The organism is Streptococcus panodentis (assembly GCF_017884005.1).
Classification (GTDB): domain Bacteria; phylum Bacillota; class Bacilli; order Lactobacillales; family Streptococcaceae; genus Streptococcus; species Streptococcus panodentis.
Genome location: NZ_QFAY01000006.1, coordinates 85,220 through 108,271, shown reverse-complemented (window position 1 = coordinate 108,271; position 23,052 = coordinate 85,220). Strand labels below are relative to the sequence as shown.

The following is a 23,052-nucleotide window of genomic DNA, read 5'->3' as shown; positions in this document are numbered from 1 at the left end:
ACTAGTGATAGAAAAAGAATGAGGAAGCAAGATGACTCCAAATAAAGAAGACTATCTCAAGTGCATCTATGAGATTGGCAGCCGCCGAAAAAAAATTACCAACAAGGAAATCGCCCAGCTCATGCAGGTTTCACCGCCGGCTGTGACCGAAATGATCAAGAAAATGCTGGCGGAAGAACTGCTGGTCAAGGACAAAGAGGCCGGCTACCTGCTGACAGATCTCGGACTGAAGCTGGTTTCTGACCTCTATCGTAAGCACCGGCTGATCGAGGTCTTTCTGGTCCATCATCTCGGCTATTCGACCGACGAAATCCACGAGGAAGCCGAAGTTCTGGAGCATACTGTCTCTGAGCGCTTTGTCGAGCGCCTGGACGCCATGCTGCAATCCCCCAAGACCTGCCCTCACGGCGGCACTATTCCAGCCAAAGGGGAGCTGCTGACAGAAGAATACCAGCTGACGCTGGAAGCCGCTTCAACTCCCGGCGACTATATCATTCGGCGCGTACATGATGAGTTTGACCTGCTCAAATACTTGGAGAAGCATAAGCTGCAAATCGGCCAAACCATCACCTTGCTCCAATACGATACCTTCGCCCAGAGCTACCTCCTCAAGAACGGAAGTCAAGAAATCCAACTCAATCCCATGATTGCCCAGCAGATTTATGTGGAAAAAATTTAAAAAGGCCTTTTCAACTTACGAAACAGGCCTTTTATTTTGAAACGATTGGATAGTGCTTACTCAACTAAAGCAGCATGAAAGCCGATAACATCCCCGCAATCACATTGGCCAGCGCATGCATGCTCCAGCTGGCTAAAATGGATCCGCCTGCCTTCTTTTCATTGACAAAGCCCAGATAGGCCGCGATGCCGCCCGTACACAAAATGATGAGCAGGGTCTGCTGCCAAGAGAGCACTGTCATAAACATAAAGCCATGGAGCAGACCAAAAAGGGCAGCTTGTATGGTATTGGCCACTACAAAGGGGAAGCAGCTAGCCAATCTCTTTAAAAGAAAGCCTCTGAATAGCAGCTCCTCCGGCAAAGCCGTCTGAAAAAGACTGTAGACCAGAATACCTGGCAGAGCACGGAAACCAAGGCCGGAAAAGCCCGAGGTTGCTGTCTCAAGGCCTTTCACAGTCGTTTGCAATAGCAAAAACGAAAAGAGCATGAAAAATAACGACCCCAGCAGAATCCACAGCCACACCCTATGCTTGCCAGTATTTTTTAGCGACTTTAAACCTAGCCAGTCTAAAAACGGACTTTTTCTTCTGGCCGTCATCAACCACCAAACAAAAGGAAGCAAAGCAAACAAAGCGATTTGAATCAAAGCATTCAGCATCTGTTGAACTAGATTTTCCATGGTAAGAGACTCCTTTCCTTTCTTTAACTTTATTATACAAGACAAACTTCAAATATTTATAAAGTCCTTCTAAAATATTTCTAAAGAATAGACGGAGGCACCATTTTTCCTGCTGACTTGCCAAGGTTCCTGCTTTTTGCTACAATGATGGCAAAAATGCAAAGGAGAAAACGCATGCCTCAGGAACTCTTTAAAGACTTGGCCCAGCTGGACCAAGTAGAAGCCCTTGTCCTCGGCGGTTCTCGGGCCGGCCAGCATTTTGACCAAGACTCCGACTATGATGTCTATGTTTACCTGACCGCTCCCCTTGCTCCAGAGATTCGGCGAAGCATCCTCAGCAAGCATTGCTCATATATGGAAATCGGCAATCATTTCTGGGAGTTAGAGGATGATTGCGTGCTCAAGAACGGCATCGAGATGGAGCTCATTTACCGCCGTCTGGATGATTTTGACCAAGATCTCGAGACTGTCGTCCTCAGCCACCAAGCCCAGAATGCCTACACCACCTGCATGTGGTACAATCTGCTCCACAGCAAGATTTTGTACGACCGCCATGGCCGCTACGCTGCTCTCCAGAGCAAGTACAGCCTGCCCTATCCCACCGAGCTGAAAAAGAATATCATCGCCAAGCAGCTTCTCTTGCTGGATCAAGCCCTGCCAGCATTCTCAAGGCAAATCAAAAAAGCCCTCAAACGTCAGGACCTCCTCAGCATCAACCACAGGAGCAGCGAGTTTTTCGCCTCTTACTTTGACTTGCTCTTTGCCCTCAATACCCAACCCCATCCCGGCGAAAAGCGCATGCTCCAGTATGCTCTGGATAACTGCTCCCGGCTGCCCCAAGATTTTGAAGGCACTATCCAAAACTACTTCCGAACTCTCTATCAGCCCGACCGCCAGCAGGAAACCCTTGCAAGTCTGGATAAAATCTTAGCCAATCTCATGGAACTGGTTGAAAAGGACGACGATCTTTAAGCGCACAAAAGCCCATAAACCAGCTCGCTCAGCCAGTCCATGGGCTTCTTCTTTTTTATCGATGTTTCGTATCCAAGATAATGGTGACCGGTCCATCATTGAGCAGCTCCACCTGCATATCTGCACCGAAAAGGCCTGTTTGGGTCGGCACTTCCTGCTGCAAGGCCAGATTGAAAGCATCGTAAAGACGGCTGGCCATCTCTGGCGGTGCGGCCTTGACAAAGGCTGGCCGGTTTCCTTTTTTGGTATCTGCATGCAGAGTGAACTGGGAGATAGACAAGATCTCACCGCCAATATCCTTGACAGACAGGTTCATCTTGCCCGCATCATCCGAAAAAATCCGCATATTAACAATCTTTCGGACGGCATAGTCCAGATCCTCCTGACTGTCATCAGGCCCTACGCCCACTAGGAGCAGGAGACCAGGCCCAATACAGCTGTACAGCTCTTGGCCGATACTGACCTGCGCGTGCTTGACACGCTGAATCACGATTTTCATGTCTTTTCCTTATCCCTTATTTCTCTTGCTCTTGAGCAGCGGCGGCTTATCCTCAAAGCCGGCTAGCCATTGGTCCGCTTGACCGAATAGACCTCTGGCACGCTCTTGATCTTGTCCACCACCGTCGTCAGCATGGACAGATTGGCAATGCCAAAGGACACATGGATATTGGCAAATTTCATATCCTTGGTCGGCTGGGCATTGACCGTTGAGATGTTTTTAGTGGTATTGGACAGGACCTGCAGGACATCATTGAGAAGGCCGGAGCGGTTGAGGCCGTAAATATCGATATGGGCCATGTATTCCTTGGTCGTATTGTTATCTTCCCACTCAACATCAATCAAGCGCTGCTCATAGTTATCCTGAGCTCTCAGATTCATGCAGTCCACACGGTGGATAGCGACTCCGCGTCCCTTGGTAATATAGCCGACAATGTCATCGCCCGGCACTGGATTGCAGCATTTGGCAATCCGAATCAAAAGCCCCGAAGCCCCCTGAATCACTACGCCGCCCTCATGCTTGACCTTGAGGGTGTCTTTTTTGTTTTCGACCTTGACCTCGCCGCCCTTGACCAGCTCCTCAGCTTCTGCTCTGGCTTTGGCCCGCTCTTCCTCGCGGCGTTCCTTTTCTGTCAGCCGATTGAAAATGGTAATCGCACCAATTTCTCCAAAGCCGATGGCGGCAAAAAGGGCATCTTCCGTCTTATAGCTGGTCTTTTGCAGCACTTCCTCGATGTGCTTCTTGTCCATGTATTTATTTGCCACATAGCCATGCTCCTGAAACTGAGCCTGCAAAAGCTCCCGTCCTTTGGAGATAGAGAGTTCCTTGTCCTGATTTTTAAAGAACTGACGGATCTTATTTCTGGCCTTGCTGGTCTTGACCACATTGAGCCAGTCCCGGCTGGGACCGAAAGAGTTGGCATTGGTGATGATTTCGACCTGATCGCCGGTTTTCAGCTTGGTTGTCAGCGGCACCATGCGGCCGTTGACCTTAGCACCGGTCGCCTTTTCGCCGACCTTGGTATGAATCTCATAGGCAAAGTCAATGGGGCCGGAGTCCTTGGGCAGCGAGCGGACTGCACCATCCGGCGTAAAGACATAGATTTCCTCAGCCAGATAGCTCTCCTTGACGGAGTCCACAAAGTCCTTGGCGTCATTGGACTGGTCCTGCAGCTCCATCAGCTCCTTGATCCAGTTCATCCCGATGGCGGACTCTCTGCTGTCAACCTGCCCCTTGACCCCTTTCTTATAGGCCCAGTGGGCTGCGACCCCATACTCAGCGACTTCGTGCATCTCCTTGGTCCGAATCTGAAATTCAATCGGACCTTTGGGTCCATAAACGGTCGTATGGATAGACTGGTAGCCATTGGCCTTGCGATTGGCAATATAATCCTTGAACCGTCCGGGCATCGGCCGCCAAAGCTCATGAATATAGCCCAACATGGCATAAACATCACTCTGGGTATCTAAGATACAGCGGATAGCAATCAAATCATAAATCTCATCAAAGCGCTTTTTCTTATCCTGCATCTTGCGGTAGATGGAGTAGATGTGCTTAGGCCGGCCGTAGATTTTGCCATGCAGATGGCGCTCACCGGCATAGGTCTCAATCTTCTGGACCACCTCATCCACCAAGGCTTCCCGCTCCCGCCTTTTTTCCTTCATCATGTGGGAAATCTTGTAAAATTCCGTCTCATTGAGATAGCGGAAGGACAGGTCTTCCAGCTCCCACTTGACGCTGGAAATCCCCAAGCGGTGAGCCAGCGGAGCATAGATTTCCATTGTCTCTCGGGAAATGCGCTCCTGCTTGTCCTTGCGCAGGTGCTTGAGCGTCCGCATATTGTGCAGACGGTCAGCCAGCTTGACCAGGATGACCCGAATGTCCTCGGACATGGCCATGAGCATCTTGCGGTGATTTTCCGCCAGCTGCTCCTCGTGGGACTTGTACTTGACTTTCCCCAGCTTGGTCACACCGTCCACAATCACGCGCACATCCGGCCCAAACTCCCTTTCCAAATCATCTAAAGTCGCTCTGGTGTCCTCAACCACATCATGCAGGAAGCCGCAGGCCACTGTCACCGCATCTAGCTTGAGCTTGGCCAAAATCCCCGCCACCTGAATCGGATGCACGATATAAGGCTCCCCCGACTTGCGAAACTGCCCGCTGTGACAGTCAATCGCATAGACCAGGGCCTTCTGTATAAAAGCCACATCCTCTGCGGCTAAATATTTTCGGGTCAGGGCCAAGACCTGATCGCCCGTCAAATTCACTTCTTTTGGCATCTCACTTCTCCAATTTCTTCTTACCATTTTATCACTTTTAAAGCAATATGAAAACAAGGAAATATTGGAAAAAATCCACTAAACAAAAAAACCGCCTGTAGCGGCAGGAAAGCAGGCGCTCCGTCTTTGCCTAATCAGTCTGGAGCAGGCCTCAGACAGCGGCAGAACTGAAGCTTTTCAGCACTTGTTTACCACAGCAAAAACTCCGGGCGCAACAGCGGATGGCTGGAAACTGTCTTTTGGCGGTTTTCAATCAGAGGCCTCAGCCGCCTTATAGCCTCCAAACACTAGAGCTTGCACATATCCTGCAATTCCTGAATGCTGCCGCTCTTTTGAAGGGCGCTTTCTTTGACTTGATTAGAAAATTGACCTGCTAGCATTTGATCCAAGCCCGCTGTCATCTGACTGACAGACTGATGCCAGCTTGCTGCAGACGCAGAAACATTGGTTTTCACTGCCTCCCTTTCCTGCTGCACCTCCGCTAAAGCCGCTTTTCCCAAGGTCTTTATACTCTCCAAAGCCAAGAGTTTCAGATAGCCGCCACATCACTTAAACTTGCAGTAAAAGCCATAGCTTGCTCACTATCCATGTAAATGCTCTCCGTTCTAGTATAACCACCTGCGCTGACTTTCTGATAGAGCCCGCTCAGGGACTGACGCTTTAGTTCCAGCTGTTCTTGAACCTGCTTGACACGGGCAAGGTGATAGCCCTGCAAATCGGCCTCCTGAACATTCAGATAGCCTGCTTTGTAGTCATAGCCGCCCCACATATGCTGTGAAATCCAGTCCCCAGTTTGCTTGCTGTTAATCCTTACAAGCGTGCCCACAACTCCTTCACTTCCAGATGTAGGATACCGATGGGAATAAGGTCATTCGTGTTGACATAATTAAAAATTTTGTACTTAATCTTATCAACCTGCTGCTTCTGCTTGTCAGTCAGAACCGGATAGGTATTGGGGCCCTCATAGAGGTAGGCTCCGTCAATTCGCTGTAAGTAACTGTCTTCCAGACTTGCCAAAGCGACCTGGCCATCCATTGACCCCAGAGAGTGAGCGTAGAGACTAACTCGAGCATTCGGATACTTATCCATCATTTCTTTAAGCCCCTCTGCTGCCAACTTTTGCTGTTTAGCCACTCCTTTATTAATACCAAGATATCAAGAACGCAAAATATTCGCTGCCATCTGAGTATCCGTGAATCCCCAGTCGTTTATCGAGCCATTCACCCCCTTAAAAGAAGAAAAATCAACTTCAGAACCTTGAAATAACACTGTAATTTCTGTTACATCCTCAGGTTTAACATTTCCTCCCACCTTTTTATCTGTAATGACATAACCATCTAAACCAAACTTTTCTTCTTCTGCTCTTTTAAAAAAGCTCTGAACACTCTCCTTATCCTTTAAGGCATCTTTCATATCATTTCCAGTAGGGCCGCTAAAAATATCAGAAACATATCCAATGGTAATATCATTTCCGACACTTGGATCTATTACAACATCATCACCAAGTTTATAATCTGTATATTCTTGCCAAGCAATCTTATTCTTTTCTTCATCATTGTAAAACATCGAAATCACTCCTTAAGCAAATCTTGAAATTTCTTTGATTTTGACATTCCTACTGTACTAATTGGTTCGTCTTCCCCATATTTTTGAATGCCAAACTTACCTATAATATCTCGGTTTTCATTGATCACAATATGAAACATGATTCCGCCCATAGGATTATGACGGATGGTCTTGTCATCTATTTTATAAGAACGGATTTTCCCCTTATCCGTTAAAGCATTTGGATCAATTGCTTTTAATTCTTCCACAATCAATTTCTTTACTTCCTCACTGTGGACAATCTTCGCCATCTCATTCTGAAATTCTTGATTTTTGTGCGCCAGATACATTCCTACTCCCAGACAAACAGCTGCAAGAAAACTGACAAATGCTAGTATTATTTTATGTTTTTGCTTCATAAGACACCCCCTGTTTCTATTATCATTTCAATTAAAGCAAGAAATTCTCGCCATAACTAAGATATTGAATCACTCGTCGTCACTTTCCAACAACGCCCGCAAACCCGCTGATTCACTCATACCAACCATACGAATTTTCCCATTCTCACCATCCATTCGAAGACCAGACTTCCCAACCATACTTATACTATCATTAATGATAACATTAAACATAATCCCCCCCATCGGATTATGCTTAATAGAGCTATCATCAATTTTATAAGAACGAATCTTCCCTTTGTCTGTTAACGCATTAGGATCTTTTCTTTTTAAATCTTCTTCAATCAACTCCCTCACTTCCTCACTGTGAACAATTCTGAACATTTCATTCTGGAATTCTTGGTTTTTGTGAGCTAGGTAGAGACCTACTCCTATGCAAGCAGCCACAAACAAGCTGATAACTGATAAGATAATTTTATGTTTTTTCTTCATGTATTCACCTCTAAAAAGAAATCTCCTTATGACTATTTGGCCATCACTCCTCTAGTAACTGTTGAAGTTTTTCCGTAAGAGTGCCGCCAACTAAACTCATTCTACCATCTTGACTATATTTCTTTATACCAAATTTAAATATAGCATCCGAATCGTCATTAATTATAACATGAAACATAATCCCCCCCATCGGATTATGACGAATACTCGCATCATCTATTTTATAAGAACGGATTTTCCCTTTCTCCGTTAAAGCATTCGGATCAATTGCTTTTAATTCTTCCACAATCAATTTCTTTACTTCCTCACTGTGGACAATCTTCGCCATCTCATTCTGAAGTTCTTGCTGTCTGTGCGCCAGATACATTCCTACTCCCAGACAAACAGCTGCAAGAAAACTGACAAACGCTAGTATTATTTTATGTTTTTGCTTCATAAGACACCCCCTGTTTCTATTATCATTTCAATTAAAGCAAGAAATTCTCGCCATAACTAAGATATTGAATCACTCGTCGTCACTTTCCAACAACGCCCGCAAACCTGCTGATTCATCCATACCAACTGAACTTAGTTGCTCACTTCCGCCATCTTTTTGAATTCCCATTTTCCCAACCATACTGATACTATCATTAATGATAATATGAAACATAATCCCTCCCATTGGATTATGTTTGATGGAGCTATCATCTATCTTATAAGAACGAATCTTCCCCTTATCCGTTAAAGCATTCGGGTCCTTTCTTTTTAAATCTTCTTCAATCAGCCTCCTCACTTCCTCGCTATGGACAATTCTGGTCATTTCATTCTGAAATTCTTGGTTTTTGTGGGCCAGATACATTCCGCCGCCAAGCAGAACCAGCGCAAGACAGCTGATCGTTCTCATTATAATCTTATTTTTCTTAGACATGCAAACTCCTCCACGGCTCTTCTTATTACAATTATATACTATAAACAGCCATTTATAAATCTAAAACCCACTCCTATAGGGCAGACACTTCTTCCCAGACTCAGGCAGCCGCCAAGCCGGGATTATCGCTCGAAGCAAAACCGGCTTCTTTTTCCTAAAACTTCATATTGCTGAAAGCGTTTTGATATAGTATAATAATCTGTGCAAATACATTTCTAAAAAGGAGTTATTATGTCCAAATCCACTCTTCAAAAAACGGTATTTCTTTTAAGTGCGGCAGTCCTGACAGCAGCGGCCGCAAATGCGGTGCAGGCAGAAGAAATCAGCCAAGCAAAACCGGCTGATCCGGTAACAGCCGCCAGCGGCACGGCAGACAGCAGCCCTGCTCAGGCAAACGCTGCCGATACAGCAGAAAATACAGAGAGCAGCTCTGCTATTTCCCCAGAAAATACCGCAGACACTAGCGCCAATCTCCCAGCCGAGGCCCGTGCTGCCAGCCAAAGCGAGGATACCAAACCGGTAGAAGGGCAGCAGGTGGATGTCCGTATCCTGGCGACGACTGACCTTCACACCAATCTGGTCAACTACGACTACTATCAGGACAAGCCGGTAGAGACGCTGGGTCTGGCCAAAACAGCTATCCTCATCGAAAAGGCCAAGCAGGAAAATCCCAATGTCCTCTTAGTGGACAATGGCGACACCATTCAGGGAACGCCGCTGGGGACCTACAAGGCTATCGTGGATCCTGTGGAAAAGGGCGAGCAGCACCCTATGTATGCGGCCCTGCAGGCACTGGGCTTTGAGGCTGGAACTCTGGGAAATCACGAATTCAACTACGGTTTGGACTACCTGAACCGGGTCATTGAAACAGCCGGCATGCCTCTTGTCAATGCCAATGTGGTGGACCCTGCGACTGGAAAATTCATCTACCAGCCTTATAAAATCATCGAAAAAACCTTCACAGATACCCAAGGCCGGCTGACAACTGTCAAAATCGGTGTCACCGGTATTGTGCCGCCGCAAATCCTCAACTGGGACAAGGCCAATCTGGAAGGCAAGGTCCTTGTTCGCGACTCTGTCGAGGCTATTCAGGACATCATTCCTGAGATGCGCAAGGCCGGCGCAGACATCACCCTGGTCCTTTCCCACTCCGGTATCGGCGATGACAAGTATGAAAAAGGCGAGGAAAATGAAGGCTATCAAATCGCCAGCCTGCCGGGTGTTGATGCCGTTGTGACAGGGCATTCCCATGCCGAATTCCCAAGCGGCAATGGCAGCGGCTTTTATGAAAAGTATGCCGGAGTAGACGGCATTAATGGCAGGATCAACGGCACTCCGGTCACCATGGCCGGCAAATACGGCGACCACTTGGGGGTCATTGATCTCAGCCTGACCTATAAGGATGGCAACTGGCAGGTGACCGACAGCAAGGGCGCTATCCGCAAGGTAGATACCAAGTCCCACGAAGCTGATCAGCGGGTCATCGACATTGCCAAAGAGGCGCACGAAGGCACAGTCAGCTATGTCCGCCAGCAGGTCGGGACTACAACAGCACCGATTACCAGCTACTTCGCTCTGGTCAAGGACGACCCATCCGTCCAAATCGTCAACAATGCCCAGCTCTGGTATGCCCAGCAGGAACTGGCCGGAACACCGGAAGGCCAGCTGCCGATCCTGTCCGCTGCTGCTCCCTTTAAGGCCGGCACCCGCGGCGATGCGACAGCCTATACAGACATTCCCGCAGGACCTATCGCCATCAAGAATGTCGCTGACCTCTATCTCTATGACAATGTCACGGCCATTCTCAAGGTCAACGGCGCCCAGCTCAAGGAATGGCTGGAAATGTCTGCCGGTCAGTTTAATACCATTGATCCGACCAAGACCGCACCGCAGGACCTCATCAACACCAACTACCGGACCTACAATTTTGATGTCATTGACGGGGTCACCTATGAGTTTGACATCACCCAGCCTAATAAATACGACCGCGAGGGCAAGACGGTCAATGCCAATGCCAGCCGGGTCCGCAACCTCAAGTACCAAGGCAGGGACATTGACCCCAATCAGGAATTTATCGTCGTGACCAACAACTACCGGGCCAACGGCAACTTCCCAGGCGTGCGGGAAGCCAGTCTTAACCGCCTGCTCAATCTGGAAAATCGCCAGGCTATTATCAACTACATTCTGGCCGTCCAAAACATCAATCCAAGTGCAGACGGAAACTGGCATTTTGCGGATACCATACAGGGTCTGGACATCCGCTTCCTGACGGCTGACAAGGCCAAGGACCTGATTGGCAGCGACAGCGACATCGTCTATCTGGCCGCTTCAGCCCAAGAAGGATTCGGCGAATACAAATTCGTCTACGTCGCACCGAAAACTGAACCGGTTCCTATTGAGCAACCAAGCTCTCCGACTATCGCAGTTGAAGCAGCCAATCTGCAGCACAGCAGGGTCGACTTCCCAGTCCTGACTGCTGTTGATCCTAGCACAAACAAGCAAGCGTCCCACAAACAGGCAGGAGCAGAAAGCCTTCCAGCAACCGGGGAGAAGCATTCCGCTCTCGCTATCTTAGGAGTCTTAACAGTTGGCTTTGCCAGTCTGCTAGGCCTGAAAAAAGAAGAAAAAAATTAAGCTACAGAAAAATCAGCGGTGTCTTTTTTCCGCTGATTTTTTATATTCAAAGAAAACCAAAGATGGCAAGGGAAAACCTATGGATTCCATGAAAGAGCTTCATTTCCCCAACTCCAGCAGCACACTGACCGCACTAAGGGCATAGAGCGGCGCGGTTTCGGTCCGCAGGATACGGGGACCCAGGCCGGCCAGGATGGCACCCGCCTGCTGGAAGGCCTCGATTTCAGCCGGTGACAGGCCACCTTCGGGACCGAAGATAAAGAGGACCTTGGCGCCGGCTTCCAAGCCTGCCAGAGCCTGAATCAGAGCCGCAGATTCGCCCTCTTTGGCCGACTCTTCATAGGCCACGATGATGCGGTCAAAGGCTGCCAAGGCTACCAGAAAATCTGCCTTTTTATCAAAAAGCCGAACTTCTGGAATCAGATTGCGCTTGCTCTGCTCCGCTGCTCCTTGAGCAATTTTCTCCAGTTTTTCACTCTTTTTGGCTAGCTTTTTGCCATCCCACTTGGCCACTGACCAGTCCGCTGGAAAGCCCCAGAGAGCACCGGCTCCTAGCTCCGTTGCCTTTTGTGCGACAAATTCCAGCTTGTCTCCCTTGGGAAAGCCAGAAGCGATGGTCACTTGAACCGGCAACTCTGTATTGTCTGCCAGCTCCTCCAAGATTTCCAAGCTCTGCTGGTTGGGATCCAATACCCGAGCCAGCCGTTTCACGCCATCATCAAAGACCAGTGTGACTTGGTCACCCTCTTTAAGCCGCATGACCGAAAACATGTGTTTGGCCGTGTCCTTGTCCACAACAACCAGAGGAGATTCAATCTTTCCTTTTACAAAATACTGCTGCATTTAGCCTCCTATCACACCGGAAAGATCCTGCGTTTTCTTAAAGACACAGGCATTCCACTCGCCCTGAATCAGATGGGTTTCCAGGAAAAATCCTGCCCTTTCAGCCGACTCCCGCACCAAGTCCCACTTGTCTGAGATGATGCCGCTCATAATCAGATAGCCCTCATCCTTGAGTAGACGATAGGCATCTTCGGTCAGGAGCAGCAGAATATCGGCCAGGATATTAGCCACAATGACATCAGCTTCAAGCTCCACGCCCCGCAGCAGGTCACCTGCCGCCACCTGAATATTGTCCCTATGGGCATTGAGAGCGATATTTTCCTGCGCCACGCGCACCGCCACCTCGTCTAAGTCATAGGCGTAGATGGCCTTGGCGCCCAAGAGAGAGCTGGCAATAGAGAGAACGCCGCTGCCGGTGCCGACATCCAGCACGGTCTCTCCGCCCCGCAGGACCTGCTCCAGAGCAAAGAGACTCATCTTGGTCGTCGGGTGGGTCCCCGTGCCAAAGGCCATGCCAGGATCCAGCCGGATTATCTTCTCACCCGGTGCCGCCTCATAGTCCGTCCAAGAGGGTACGATGGTCAGATCATGGGTGATTCGAGCAGGCTCATAGTATTTCTTCCAGTTGTCCGCCCAGTCTTCCTCGGCCAAGACCTGCTGGGTCAGGCCGACCGGACCAGTCTCCAGACCAAAGTCTGCCAGCTCTTCCAGCCGGGCATGGACTTCAGCTGTCACTGCCGCCATATCCGCCGTCTCTGGATAGTAGCCGGTAATCTTGACCGTCTCTGCCTGCTCAACCTCCGGAAAGACCTCACCGTACTGTCCGACCGGACCCAAATAGTCAGCGCTGTCGTCAATGGCCACGCCCTGACTGCCCGACTCAATCAGAATATTAGAAGCCGCTTCCTCCGCCTCTCGATGCACCTCAATCGTTAATTCCTGCCATGTGTTCATTGCTTATTCCTGCTTCCTTCTCTTGATGCTTTTGGTCATATAGACCATGTCCATGCCTTCTTTTTCAGGCTTGGTTACAGTCTGCCGGTAGCCATTTTTCTCATAAAAATGGACCATCCTTTCATCCTGCAGAACTGTACACAAATCCCACTGGCTGATGGATGAGCATTCTTGCTCCAGCAGACGGATAGCCTCTGAGCCATAGCCTTTGTTTTGATACTGGGGCAATATCGCCGCCGTCCCCAGCCAGGCTTCGGTCAGCTCCTCATTGGTCTGGATGCGGATGAAACCAAGGATTTCCTGGTTCTCCTTGATAAAAAAGTAATAGCTGTTGGGACGTTCCGCCAGCTTCCACTTGATTCGCTCTCTGTCCTCCAAGTAAGGATCGTATTCGTCCTGATACTTCTCATAGACAGCCTGAAAGCTAGCCCTTTGGATTTCAATAATGGTCTCCAAATCTTCAGCCCCTGCCCGTTCAAGATGGGTCATGCTTGCACCTCCAAATAATCTCTCAACCTGCCCTGCAGCTGCGGAATGACTTTTTCAGACGCCAAGAAATCACTAACAGCCATCATCTGGTAAGCCTGTCCCTCGTCACCAAAGACGATGCTGGCAACATCTTCCTGAGTGATGGTTCCCACCATAAAAATAGAGATTTTGTCTGGATTGACCATCCCTTGATATTCCTTAGCCCAGATAACAGCGGCTTCTTCAAGCTTCAAAGCAAGCTCTTCAAAAACCTCCCGCCGGACACATTCAAAGGGTGTCTCCTCGCTCTCGCGGCCGCCGCCCGGCAGCTCCCACATCCCCGGCCAAGGAATGGTTGGAATATTGTCTCGCAATATGGTCAGCAGCTGATCACCACAGATTAAGGCAATCTTGCAGCCGGAAAAATCCATCTGTTTGTGCAGCAAATCTAGTCCCTCTGCCATAAACGCCTCCTAATACCTGGGATAAGGATAGAAATCCGTCTCAGCCAAGTCTGCTCGGCCATTTTCAAAAGCCGCTGCATCCCAGCCTAGCTCAAACTCCACAGCCTCCTCGTCGGCCAGAAAGTCTAAGAGAGCATCCAGGCCCCGCTCAGCTGTCTGAGTCAGGAAATCGACCAGATAGGCCAGAAACTCCCGCGACAGGCCCTTCTTGGGCTCGTAGGGAATGGCTGCCAAATAGTCCTCCGCTGCAAAGCGAGACTTGGCCGGATTGTAAAAAATCAGCGCCTCCTCAAAGTAAATATCCTGATCTGAGCTCTCACCGTCCGCATCAACCAGCTCAATGCCAGACTGATTTTTGGCCTCCAAAAGAAAGGCCAGCTCCACAGCGTGGTTCTTCTTGTCCCAGCTCATCTCATAGTCAAAAGGGAAATTTTTCCCCATTTCCTCATCCAAAATATCCAAAAAACCGTACTTAGCCATGCCTTCTTCCTTCTAATGTGATAAAATATTACTATCTATAATAGTAACACAATTTTCAAAGAAAAACACTGACAGAAAGGAATCCCAATGCCAGAAAATCTCGCCCTGCGCATGCGGCCGACCAATATTGACCAGATTATCGGCCAGCAGCATCTGGTCGGCACCGGCAAAATCATCCGCCGCATGGTCGAAGCCAACCGCCTGTCCTCCATGATTCTCTACGGACCGCCGGGGATTGGCAAAACCTCCATCGCATCCGCCATTGCCGGCACGACCAAATTTGCCTTCCGGACCTTCAACGCCACCGTTGACAGCAAGAAACGCCTGCAGGAGATTGCCGAGGAAGCCAAATTCTCCGGCGGACTGGTCCTGCTTTTGGATGAGATCCACCGGCTGGACAAGACCAAGCAGGACTTTCTGCTGCCGCTATTAGAGAGCGGCCTGATCATCATGATTGGAGCTACGACAGAAAATCCTTTCTTTTCAGTCACTCCTGCTATCCGCAGCCGGGTCCAGATTTTTGAGCTGGAACCCCTCAGCAATGAAGAGGTCAAGGAGGCCATTAAGACTGCTCTGACAGACAAAGAGCGCGGTTTTGACTTCCCCGTTGAGCTGGATGCAGAAGCCCTGGATTTCATCGCCGCCTCTACCAACGGCGACCTGCGCTCCGCCTTTAATTCGCTGGACTTGGCTGTTCTTTCTACCAAGGAAGACAAGGACGGCAGCCGCCACATCACGCTGGATGTGATGGAAAACAGCCTGCAAAAAAGCTATATCACCATGGACAAGGACGGGGACGGCCACTATGATGTGCTCTCCGCCCTGCAGAAGTCTATCCGCGGATCCGATGTCAATGCCAGCCTGCACTATGCGGCCCGACTGGTAGAAGCCGGAGACCTGCCCAGTCTGGCCCGGAGGCTGACTGTCATCGCCTACGAGGATATCGGCCTGGCCAATCCTGACGCCCAGATTCATACCGTCACAGCCCTGGAGGCGGCTCAGAAAATCGGCTTTCCGGAAGCCCGCATCCTCATCGCCAATATCGTCATTGATCTGGCCCTGTCCCCCAAGTCCAACTCGGCCTACGCAGCCATGGATAAGGCTCTGGCTGATCTGCGAAAGAATGGTAACCTGCCCATCCCCCGCCATCTGCGCGACGGCCACTATACCGGCAGCAAGGAACTGGGCAACGCTCAGGACTATAAGTACCCCCACTCCTATCCCGGCAACTGGGTCCAGCAGGACTATCTGCCTGACAAGATAAAAAATGCTGATTATTTCACCCCAAATGAAAATGGAAAATACGAGCGAGCCCTTGGTATGACAAAGGAAAAGATCGATCAATTAAAAAAATGATGGTATCGTTTGCAAAAAATCGCATTTTTCACTTGAATTTTTCAAAATTTATGGTATTATAATTATAGAAACGCTGTGGTGTACGACTTCACACTTAAGTGTTGACCGACTATTTTTTGTATTATTAGGGAAACAAAAGACTTCTAACAGCATGCAGGCCGTGTCACGCGGAAGCAGCTTCAGTTAGAGCGAGTTGCCCACCTGCTTAATTGCGCGGGTTCAATACAAATCGTGAAGGTCCGGCACCAATACAGCTTTTTCTATTGCCTCCTTAGCTCAGCTGGCAGAGCAGCGGACTCTTAATCCGTGGGTCGCAGGTTCGATCCCTGCAGGGGGCATCTAAACAACAAGAAAAAGCCTTGATTTCAAGGCTTTTTTGCTTGTCTCAAAATCATTTGTCCCACGAATAACATATATAAAATACGATTTGTTTTCTCAAAAATTTTTTTAAAATTATGCTTGACATGGAACGCGTTCCAGAGTTTATACTGGTTTCAAAAAGTAAAAGAGGTCATCTATATGAAAATCAAACGTATTTTTTGTGACATGGACGGAACACTGTTAAATAACGAAGGAAAGGTCAGTGACAGTAATGCAGCCTTGATACGCGAAGCAGGGATTCCCATCACTTTAGTATCTGCTAGAGCACCAATGGAAATGAAGGAGGCCACTGATGCCCTTCAATTAAAAGGGGTTCAGGTTGCTTTTAACGGAGGATTAATTTATACCATAGGAAATCATCATCAAGTCCTACCGATTCATGTGCAAACCATTAAAAATAAAACGGTTAAACAGTTGCTGAGAGGAATCCGTCAACACTTCCCTCAAGTTAGTTTATCTTATTATGATATGAATAACTGGTATTGTGATAAAATAGATGAAGGAATCCAGTATGAACAAAGTTTAACCCGTCAAACGCCAACCTTTATTGATAATGAAGAAGAGTTTTTAGAGGGTCAAGGAAATACTTTTAAAATTATGATGATTACTTTCGATGAAGCAACGATGCGAGAATTGGAAAAGTATCTTCAAAGTTTATACTTACCACAAATCACGATTCAACGTTCAGGTAAAGCCTATCTTGAAATTACACATCTCCTAGCTAAAAAATCTAAAGGAATTGCACATATCCTTCGAAAAGAGCAGTTGGACAAAGAAGAAACAGCTGCATTTGGTGACGGACATAATGATTTGCCTATGCTTGAAATGGTTGGCTATCCTATTGTGATGGATAATGCCTTTGATGATATCAAAGAGATAGCTTATAAAATAACGAAGTCAAATGATGAAGATGGCGTAGGATATGGGATTCACAATTTTTTAAAGTAGGAGCCCTATAATGACAAGTATCAGTGAAATAGCTAAAAAAGCTGGCGTGGCTAAATCAACCGTTTCTCGTGTGATCAATCACCATCCACATGTCTCTGATGAGACACGACAAAAAGTCATGGATCTTATCAACGAGCTGGACTATATGCCAAACCAGCTAGCACGAGATTTAAGTCGAGGAAAAACACAAAAAATAGGGGTCGTCATTCCACACACCCAGCACCCTTATTTTACACAATTAATCAATGGTCTCCTAGATGCTGCTAAAGCTAGCGACTATCAACTTGTCATGATGCCTTCAGATTACAACGAAGAATTGGAACTTTCCTACCTGAAGCAACTTAAAATGGAAGCTATTGACGCTTTAATCTTCACTTCGAGAGCTATTCGTCTTGATAGGATTGAAACCTATGCGAAATATGGACGAATAGTGGTTTGTGAAAAATTGCAGGGTTATCCGTTACTATCCTCTGCTTACCTGGACCGCTATTCTTCATTTGTGGATGCTTTTTCTGCGATGAAAGCACGAGGATTGGAACACTTAGTTTTGTTATTTTCAAGAGATAATGAATCATCGGCTACCTATCAAACTGCATTATTAGCTTATCACAATGTTTATGGGCAACAGTCGACTCCATATATGGTATTTGGGAATATTCATGATTTTAATGATGGCCTACACGTATCACATGAATTAGTCAATGACGATCGTATCGATGGTATATTAGCTACAAGTGATGAAGTGGCAGCTGGTCTCATAAAGGGATATGAAGAAAGAGAGAAAAAAATTCCCTATATCATTGGTCAGGAACGTCTATTAGTTGGGCATCTGTTGAAACTCCCAACGATAGACCACCAATCCTATTCTTTAGGAAAATTAGCATTTAAACAAGCTTTATCTGAATCGATTAGTCAAGAAGTTTTGATTTCAGAAGTTTTGATTTCAGAATTTTTACCTCAAGATAATTAGTTATTAAAAATAATAGAAAAAGTTTCCAACTATGCAAAATTGGAAACTTTTTTAGTTCATGTTTCATAGTCTCAAACAGTTTTAGTTTTTACTTGCCCCACTTTTGCCCCATTTTGAAATAATTATATTGAAAATTACTCCAAGTATATTCCGAAAATCACTTATATTTCAATATTTTTATTTTCTTTCAAGATGAGTAAGCCTCCCAAATCCATGCAGGGGGCATGAAATAACACATGAAAAAGAGGCTGGGACGAAAGTCCTTCAGCCTCGCTTTGTTTGGTAAAAAACTCTTGACGCGGTAGCTGATTTGACTTTTTGTTCGTCTTTTAGACTCCAAAAAGTGCCTAATCATCCCAGCGCCTTTTTATGAATATAATTTATCATTTTCTAGAGCCTTCCTTCTTCCACCTCCTTTAGCAGCCGCTTCATATAAAACAAATGCTCTCTGTTGCTTTTTGCATAATGATCGACATAATCAATGCACTTTTTAGCTCTAGGCGTTCGCGGATAGAGGGACTTGACCTGCCGTCTCAGTCTCATCACTTCCGACAGCAAATCTGCATCATTTTCTATTTCCTGTCGGGACTGTTTTTCTTTAAGATTTTTAAAATAAGTAATCAAATCAATTTTCTTATCAAGGTCAGAGCTTCGCTTGACCGAATCCTTAACTTCCTGAGATTCAGGATCCATTTGCTGATTAAGCCAGGCAAGAAGTCGGTCATACTTTTTTTGTTTTTGAAGTTTTTGCTCTTGTAGTTTTTTCTCCCTAGCCTCCTTTTGCCGTTGTATCCGCTCCTCCTCTGCCGCCCTACGCAATTTCTCCTGTCGCTTTTTTTCTTCCTCTTCTTCTTTTTTCCATAATTTTAAATTCTTTTTATATTCATCTATATCAAATATCCCATTTAACTCTGGGCGCAGATAGTCATTTACAACGTACAGTATACGGTCCATTTTATTATAGGCCAGTTGCCTTTCCTTGCCGCTTCTGCTCAAAGCCATTTTAAAAAGAATATAATCATTCCAAGTGTTAAATTCATTTTCTTTATCTTCCTTAAAATAGCCCTCTTCATAGAATTGATCCAACAGTTCTATATCCATCATATCACGGAGATCCTGAAAGGAATCACCTTCTTTCAATTTATAGATTTTTTCTGCTTTTTTTAAGCTCTTAGTCAATTCTTCATTTTCAAATTTCTCAATACAGGAAGAGCCAATTGGATACAGTTCTATTTCTGATCCATCATTTCTGACAATAGAAAAGAGTTTTTTGATATTTTTATGGCCACAGAGACAGCTTTGCCGATGGCTGCTGTCAATTTTTATAAGTTTTGCTTTAGTCCACTCCATTCTTGCTTGTTCCCAATTATCAGAGGAACTTAAACGGATTATCGTCTCTTTTAAATAATCATGAGACATTTGACCATCTCCTTTATTCTTTATAGAATTTACAGCAAACTTTAGCATCTAAACTGTCATTCATTAATGAAACAGACGAACTAACATCTCAACTGTTTGCTATCGCTCCAAGGGATAATGACCAGCAAAATAATTTCCCAAAATATCCACATTCTGCTAGCCAGCCAACTGCAGGTTCTGGCACTCTTCCTAGGAAAAGAAGGACAGTTCCATAATCTCGCCAGAAATGTTCCAAACTCTCTTATCTGCCCTCTTTTGCAAGATAATCTTTTCTTCAGCATTGAGCAAAATCTTCGCTGCAAAAGGCAGAAATATTTTATTGTGACCGGCCTTAGAATGAATCCAACTGACGTAGTCCATTGACAAAACCTCCATTTTTATCTATAAATTTGCTTACAGTATAACATTTTTATTCCGAAAAGGCGAATGATTTGAGGTTGAGAAAGCAAAGGCTTACGGACTTGCGTTTTTTTTCCTAGGTCTCAGTCTCTACCAGAATCTTTCATGTCCAATCTTTGCTGGTAAAGGTTTTATCTACAGCCTTTGGACTTATCCGTTTGACCATACCCAGGCTGCGCCGGGCATCATACCTCTAAGCTCGGATATGTCCTATGGACTTCCTTTTTAGGAGACATAGAAAAACCGACTCATCAAACAAATAGATAGAGAGTTTGAAATAAAGCTGGCTAGAACAGACCTCTCACTGCTCTAGTCGTTCTCGAATAAAAATTTTAAATTGCTCAATATCTCGCTGAGACATTTCCCCAATAATAGTAAGCTTTATTTGGACATTATCTCATTCATAATAGCTGACGGTATCAATCCATGATGGCTTTTTCAGACCTGCTTTAAACCAATCTGTCATCTCAAAATACTACTGCCGAATAGCTACATATTTTAAAATGAGCAAAGCTTCAGACAGCAGATCTATGCCAGATACAGTGCCATGAGTGACAGCGGCCTTTTCATCGAGGGCCAGCTGCAAATTGATATGTGCCAAAAGGAAAGACGGGGCTATCAGGAGATTGTCGCTGATATGAAAAAAGAGGAGCTGCAAGCAGCGGCCATATCCCAAACAGAGCCCATCTATCTGGAGGGAGGGGATGTGCCGGTCGACTATTCCAATGTCTTTGTCAGTATTGGGAAATCCGCCAGCAATCTAGCCGGCCTCAACTGGCACCGCCGGTATTTGGATGATTTCTGAAATGTCGTCCCTAGTATAGCCTTTATGGCAGAAATCACCCAGCTGCTCCTCACCCAGAAGATTACGCAGCTGCTGAAATTCTGCATTTTCTTTCAATTTATCAGTTTTCTTCGCCTTCTTTAAACTCTTGATCAATTCTTCATTGCCGAATTTTTTGACACAGGAAGAACCAATCGGATAAAGCTCTGCTCCAGATCCACCATTTCAAACAACAGACCTCCCCGCCGTTTTGGCAGGGAGGTCTGTCTATCAGCAAAAGAAAACTACGGGAAAAGGCAAAAGCAAAATGATTTTTTATACTCAATGAAATAAAAATAGATTAGGTAAGCCGAAGCAAACAAATAGGGTTTTGATTGTCAAAGAGTACAATGAAAATCTGACAAAGATTATCACACACCGAGCTGCATTCCTAATGACTGTCTTATAATTTTTGGGGTTAGGAATGGAAAAAGATTATATATGAATCAACAGTTGATACGCTGTTAACGCTGCATATCAAAGCGGCCTTCCCGTAGATTCTGGCAACTAATCTGTTCTAGGAAACATCTTAGTCACGTTTCATTTTACAGAAGAAATGTTACGAAATATCAAAACCTGTATTAATAAAGGGATACAAGATCATGACTGATTGTAAAATATAGTCTTTTAGTAGTGAAACTGTCTGGGGGACAGTTTCAGCCTATCATTTTGACTTGCTCCGACAGCCCGAGCCCGGAAACAGGAAGCGAGGCTGAGATACTATGGTCCCAGCCTCGCAGATATTAGCTTACCAGAGAGGGGATTGTGCAGAAGGAACCTGGCCTATCCTAACGGATGGAAGCTCCATCTGCAACCCGAAACAAGAGCGGACTGCCTTCCCTCTCATGACTGGCAAAAGAAGCAGTTGCTCCTCAGGAGCTTGATTACTTATGACTCTTCTTGGAGCGGAGTACGATAAAGCCTACCAGACCTACCAGGGCAACTCCAGCCGCAATCATTATCCAGCTGGCATTTTCGCCTGTTTTAGGCAGCACCTTCTTGCCGCCGGCACTGACTTTTACATTGCCAGTCCCTTCTGCGGTCGTATCAACGGTAACTTCTGTACCTGTTTGGCTTGATGTTGATGAGCTGCTTGATGTTCCGGTATTGGAATCGCTTGAACTGCTGCTCTTTGTCGGCGGCTGAACAGCACGAGGTACGGCGATATTGACAAAGTCTTTGTGAAGAATACCTGAACCGTAAGTATCCAGCTCAGCAGCATTGACATTGATTACTTCATTTGACAGCTGGTAGCCTGACGGTGCTTTGGTCTCCTTAATCACATAACGCTCTTTGACCAGATTGCTGAAAGCAGCCACACCATTGGCATCGCTGGTTACTGTTTCAATAGCAGTAACGCCGTCTTCGTCATAAAGGGTAAACTCAGCGCCTTCCAGCAGTTTGCCCTTGTCATCCTTCTTGATCACCTGCACACCGTAAACATCTCCACGCGCATAGCCATTGGCACGCTGGTAGCGAACAGACGCAGAAGAACGCTGGTCTTCTATATTATTAGCTTTCAGAATGGCTTCATTTGGAAATTGGGTGCCGCTGACAGGGGCCGTTGGGAATTTCACTCGGTAACGGATGTAAAATCCTTCTGAAGACTGGATATTGCCCATATTGATGGTGAAAGAACGCTTGTCAGCTGCCAAATTAATCTGATAGTTACTGGTTACATTTTCACGGTCCTGACTCAGATGGTAAGAATTATCTGATGAATCCGTCACCCAAGAGCCTTTCAGAATCTGGAAACTTGCTGGATCAATCTCGCCGCTGTCAAAACCGAGCTGGTCTGAAATGACGACATTGTCTAAATTTTGACCGAGCTGGTTGAGATTGAGGCTGTAAGTGATGGACTTGACATCGTCGACATTGTCCCAGCCATACTTGACAAAGGTAAATGGTGTAGCCTGACCAGGAATCCCTTTGAAGTCAATATTTCCATATTCAATGATATTTTTACCGACTGTCAGCCGCAGGGGAACAGAGCCTTGGCTGCTGAAAACAGTGTGGTCAATCCGGGCGAGCAGGTGAACTTTCCCTTCGATGTGCGAACGGGTCAAGACATAATCTGTATAGGTCAGCGTCATCTGCTTGTTGGGCGCATCGACAACCGCTGTCGCAACCAAATTATCGTCATCATCCTTCACTTCAAAATCCGCCCCTTCCAGAGCAAACTGGGCAGGAAGTGCAATTGTCGTCGTATCTCCCGGCTTCACCTTGCCGTAGTTGAAAGCAAAGTTGGCATCAATCTGGAATCGTTCCCAAGGAGACAGGCTTTCGGTCAGTTTTTCGCCTTTCTGATTATAGACATTGATTGATGTAATGACATCATCCACTGTCTCGGCCTTAACTGACTGCTGGCTGACAAACAAGCCGAAGATGAGTACACAGGCAACCGACAAAAAGCCTGCAAAAGTCTGAGATATTTTCTTCATATCTATCCCTCCAATGTTA

Annotated in this window: 27 protein-coding genes and 1 tRNA gene; 8 read left to right on the top strand and 20 right to left on the bottom strand. The window is 46.4% G+C overall.

Translation table 11 applies throughout. The features are described from left to right. Positions 1-31: 31 nt before the first annotated feature. A complete protein-coding gene (locus DHL47_RS04170; protein WP_209550995.1) occupies positions 32-679 on the top strand; it encodes a metal-dependent transcriptional regulator in 648 nt (215 codons plus the stop codon). 64 nt (positions 680-743) lie between these two features. Here the strand turns inward: DHL47_RS04170 and DHL47_RS04165 are convergent, their stop codons facing one another. Together DHL47_RS04165 and DHL47_RS13330 are read right to left on the bottom strand one after the other, a co-directional pair. Further along, a complete protein-coding gene (locus DHL47_RS04165) occupies positions 744-1,277 on the bottom strand; it encodes a CPBP family intramembrane glutamic endopeptidase (RefSeq protein ID WP_245335546.1) in 534 nt (177 codons plus the stop codon). Then, positions 1,204-1,482, bottom strand: a complete 279-nt coding sequence (locus tag DHL47_RS13330) for a hypothetical protein (RefSeq protein ID WP_245335547.1) — start codon at positions 1,480-1,482, stop codon at positions 1,204-1,206. The genes DHL47_RS04165 and DHL47_RS13330 overlap by 74 nt, the downstream gene beginning before the upstream one ends. A 50-nt stretch (positions 1,483-1,532) precedes the next feature. Between DHL47_RS13330 and DHL47_RS04160 the strand changes: the two genes are divergently transcribed. Beyond that, on the top strand, positions 1,533-2,330 hold the full coding sequence (locus tag DHL47_RS04160; protein WP_209550993.1) for a nucleotidyltransferase domain-containing protein: 798 nt from the start codon (positions 1,533-1,535) through the stop codon (positions 2,328-2,330). A 55-nt stretch (positions 2,331-2,385) separates the two neighbouring features. Here DHL47_RS04160 and dtd read toward each other — a convergent pair whose 3' ends face one another. The 10 genes from dtd to DHL47_RS04120 all read right to left on the bottom strand — a co-directional run bounded on the left by dtd (position 2,386) and on the right by DHL47_RS04120 (position 8,453). Next, a complete protein-coding gene (gene dtd / locus DHL47_RS04155; RefSeq protein ID WP_209550992.1) occupies positions 2,386-2,829 on the bottom strand; it encodes a D-aminoacyl-tRNA deacylase in 444 nt (147 codons plus the stop codon). Positions 2,830-2,891: 62 nt separating this feature from the next. Beyond that, positions 2,892-5,111 (bottom strand): RelA/SpoT family protein, encoded by a 2,220-nt coding sequence (locus DHL47_RS04150; RefSeq protein ID WP_128836729.1) that lies wholly within the window; start codon positions 5,109-5,111, stop codon positions 2,892-2,894. Between the two features lie 287 nt (positions 5,112-5,398). After that, a complete protein-coding gene (locus DHL47_RS04145) occupies positions 5,399-5,611 on the bottom strand; it encodes a hypothetical protein (RefSeq protein ID WP_245335541.1) in 213 nt (70 codons plus the stop codon). A gap of 29 nt (positions 5,612-5,640) precedes the next feature. After that, entirely contained in the window at positions 5,641-5,937 is a 297-nt protein-coding gene (locus DHL47_RS13325; RefSeq protein WP_245335540.1) for a hypothetical protein, read from the bottom strand. Then, a complete protein-coding gene (locus DHL47_RS13320) occupies positions 5,922-6,203 on the bottom strand; it encodes an alpha/beta hydrolase family protein (RefSeq protein WP_245335539.1) in 282 nt (93 codons plus the stop codon). The genes DHL47_RS13325 and DHL47_RS13320 overlap by 16 nt, the downstream gene beginning before the upstream one ends. 63 nt (positions 6,204-6,266) lie before the next feature. After that, positions 6,267-6,677, bottom strand: coding sequence for a hypothetical protein (locus DHL47_RS13315; RefSeq protein ID WP_245335538.1), 411 nt, complete (start codon positions 6,675-6,677; stop codon positions 6,267-6,269). 5 nt (positions 6,678-6,682) lie between these two features. Beyond that, positions 6,683-7,075 (bottom strand): DUF1310 family protein, encoded by a 393-nt coding sequence (locus DHL47_RS04135; protein WP_209550991.1) that lies wholly within the window; start codon positions 7,073-7,075, stop codon positions 6,683-6,685. 69 nt (positions 7,076-7,144) lie between these two features. Then, positions 7,145-7,546: a DUF1310 family protein gene (locus DHL47_RS04130; protein WP_209550990.1), complete on the bottom strand. Its 402-nt coding sequence runs from the start codon at positions 7,544-7,546 to the stop codon at positions 7,145-7,147. 43 nt (positions 7,547-7,589) lie between these two features. Continuing rightward, a complete protein-coding gene (locus DHL47_RS04125; RefSeq protein ID WP_209550989.1) occupies positions 7,590-7,982 on the bottom strand; it encodes a DUF1310 family protein in 393 nt (130 codons plus the stop codon). Between the two features lie 69 nt (positions 7,983-8,051). Next, positions 8,052-8,453: a DUF1310 family protein gene (locus DHL47_RS04120; RefSeq protein ID WP_209550988.1), complete on the bottom strand. Its 402-nt coding sequence runs from the start codon at positions 8,451-8,453 to the stop codon at positions 8,052-8,054. A 231-nt stretch (positions 8,454-8,684) separates the two neighbouring features. On the opposite strand from DHL47_RS04120, the gene DHL47_RS04115 reads away from it, so the two are divergent. After that, positions 8,685-11,087 carry a bifunctional 2',3'-cyclic-nucleotide 2'-phosphodiesterase/3'-nucleotidase gene (locus tag DHL47_RS04115; protein ID WP_209550987.1) on the top strand — a complete coding sequence of 801 codons (2,403 nt, stop codon included), beginning with the start codon at positions 8,685-8,687 and terminating at the stop codon, positions 11,085-11,087. A gap of 99 nt (positions 11,088-11,186) precedes the next feature. Here DHL47_RS04115 and DHL47_RS04110 read toward each other — a convergent pair whose 3' ends face one another. From DHL47_RS04110 to DHL47_RS04090, 5 genes are read right to left on the bottom strand one after another with little or no spacing between them, the layout of a single operon-like run. Further along, positions 11,187-11,930 (bottom strand): 16S rRNA (uracil(1498)-N(3))-methyltransferase, encoded by a 744-nt coding sequence (locus tag DHL47_RS04110; protein WP_209550986.1) that lies wholly within the window; start codon positions 11,928-11,930, stop codon positions 11,187-11,189. After that, positions 11,931-12,884 (bottom strand): 50S ribosomal protein L11 methyltransferase, encoded by a 954-nt coding sequence (gene prmA, locus DHL47_RS04105; protein ID WP_209550985.1) that lies wholly within the window; start codon positions 12,882-12,884, stop codon positions 11,931-11,933. Positions 12,885-12,887: 3 nt separating this feature from the next. Further along, positions 12,888-13,373: a GNAT family N-acetyltransferase gene (locus tag DHL47_RS04100; RefSeq protein ID WP_209550984.1), complete on the bottom strand. Its 486-nt coding sequence runs from the start codon at positions 13,371-13,373 to the stop codon at positions 12,888-12,890. Continuing rightward, entirely contained in the window at positions 13,370-13,816 is a 447-nt protein-coding gene (locus tag DHL47_RS04095; protein ID WP_209550983.1) for an NUDIX hydrolase, read from the bottom strand. The genes DHL47_RS04100 and DHL47_RS04095 overlap by 4 nt, the downstream gene beginning before the upstream one ends. Before the next feature lie 9 nt (positions 13,817-13,825). After that, entirely contained in the window at positions 13,826-14,296 is a 471-nt protein-coding gene (locus DHL47_RS04090; RefSeq protein ID WP_128836740.1) for a DUF3013 family protein, read from the bottom strand. An 87-nt stretch (positions 14,297-14,383) separates the two neighbouring features. On the opposite strand from DHL47_RS04090, the gene DHL47_RS04085 reads away from it, so the two are divergent. The 4 genes from DHL47_RS04085 to DHL47_RS04070 all read left to right on the top strand — a co-directional run bounded on the left by DHL47_RS04085 (position 14,384) and on the right by DHL47_RS04070 (position 17,951). Next, positions 14,384-15,652 (top strand): replication-associated recombination protein A, encoded by a 1,269-nt coding sequence (locus DHL47_RS04085; protein WP_209550982.1) that lies wholly within the window; start codon positions 14,384-14,386, stop codon positions 15,650-15,652. 265 nt (positions 15,653-15,917) lie between these two features. Then, positions 15,918-15,990, top strand: a tRNA-Lys gene (locus tag DHL47_RS04080). Positions 15,991-16,171: 181 nt separating this feature from the next. Beyond that, positions 16,172-16,981 carry an HAD family hydrolase gene (locus DHL47_RS04075; protein WP_128836742.1) on the top strand — a complete coding sequence of 270 codons (810 nt, stop codon included), beginning with the start codon at positions 16,172-16,174 and terminating at the stop codon, positions 16,979-16,981. Positions 16,982-16,991: 10 nt separating this feature from the next. Next, positions 16,992-17,951, top strand: coding sequence for a LacI family DNA-binding transcriptional regulator (locus DHL47_RS04070; protein WP_209550981.1), 960 nt, complete (start codon positions 16,992-16,994; stop codon positions 17,949-17,951). Positions 17,952-18,341: 390 nt separating this feature from the next. Here the strand turns inward: DHL47_RS04070 and DHL47_RS04065 are convergent, their stop codons facing one another. Continuing rightward, positions 18,342-19,370, bottom strand: a complete 1,029-nt coding sequence (locus DHL47_RS04065; RefSeq protein ID WP_128836744.1) for a hypothetical protein — start codon at positions 19,368-19,370, stop codon at positions 18,342-18,344. A gap of 189 nt (positions 19,371-19,559) precedes the next feature. Next, positions 19,560-19,730, bottom strand: coding sequence for an NUDIX hydrolase (locus tag DHL47_RS04060; RefSeq protein WP_164828420.1), 171 nt, complete (start codon positions 19,728-19,730; stop codon positions 19,560-19,562). A gap of 586 nt (positions 19,731-20,316) precedes the next feature. On the opposite strand from DHL47_RS04060, the gene DHL47_RS04055 reads away from it, so the two are divergent. Further along, the gene (locus DHL47_RS04055) at positions 20,317-20,574 is read left to right on the top strand and encodes a hypothetical protein (RefSeq protein ID WP_128836751.1); all 258 of its coding nucleotides are present in this window, start codon (positions 20,317-20,319) and stop codon (positions 20,572-20,574) included. 902 nt (positions 20,575-21,476) lie between these two features. Here DHL47_RS04055 and DHL47_RS04050 read toward each other — a convergent pair. Further along, a complete protein-coding gene (locus tag DHL47_RS04050; protein WP_209550980.1) occupies positions 21,477-23,033 on the bottom strand; it encodes an Ig-like domain-containing protein in 1,557 nt (518 codons plus the stop codon). Between the last annotated feature and the right edge of the window lie 19 nt (positions 23,034-23,052).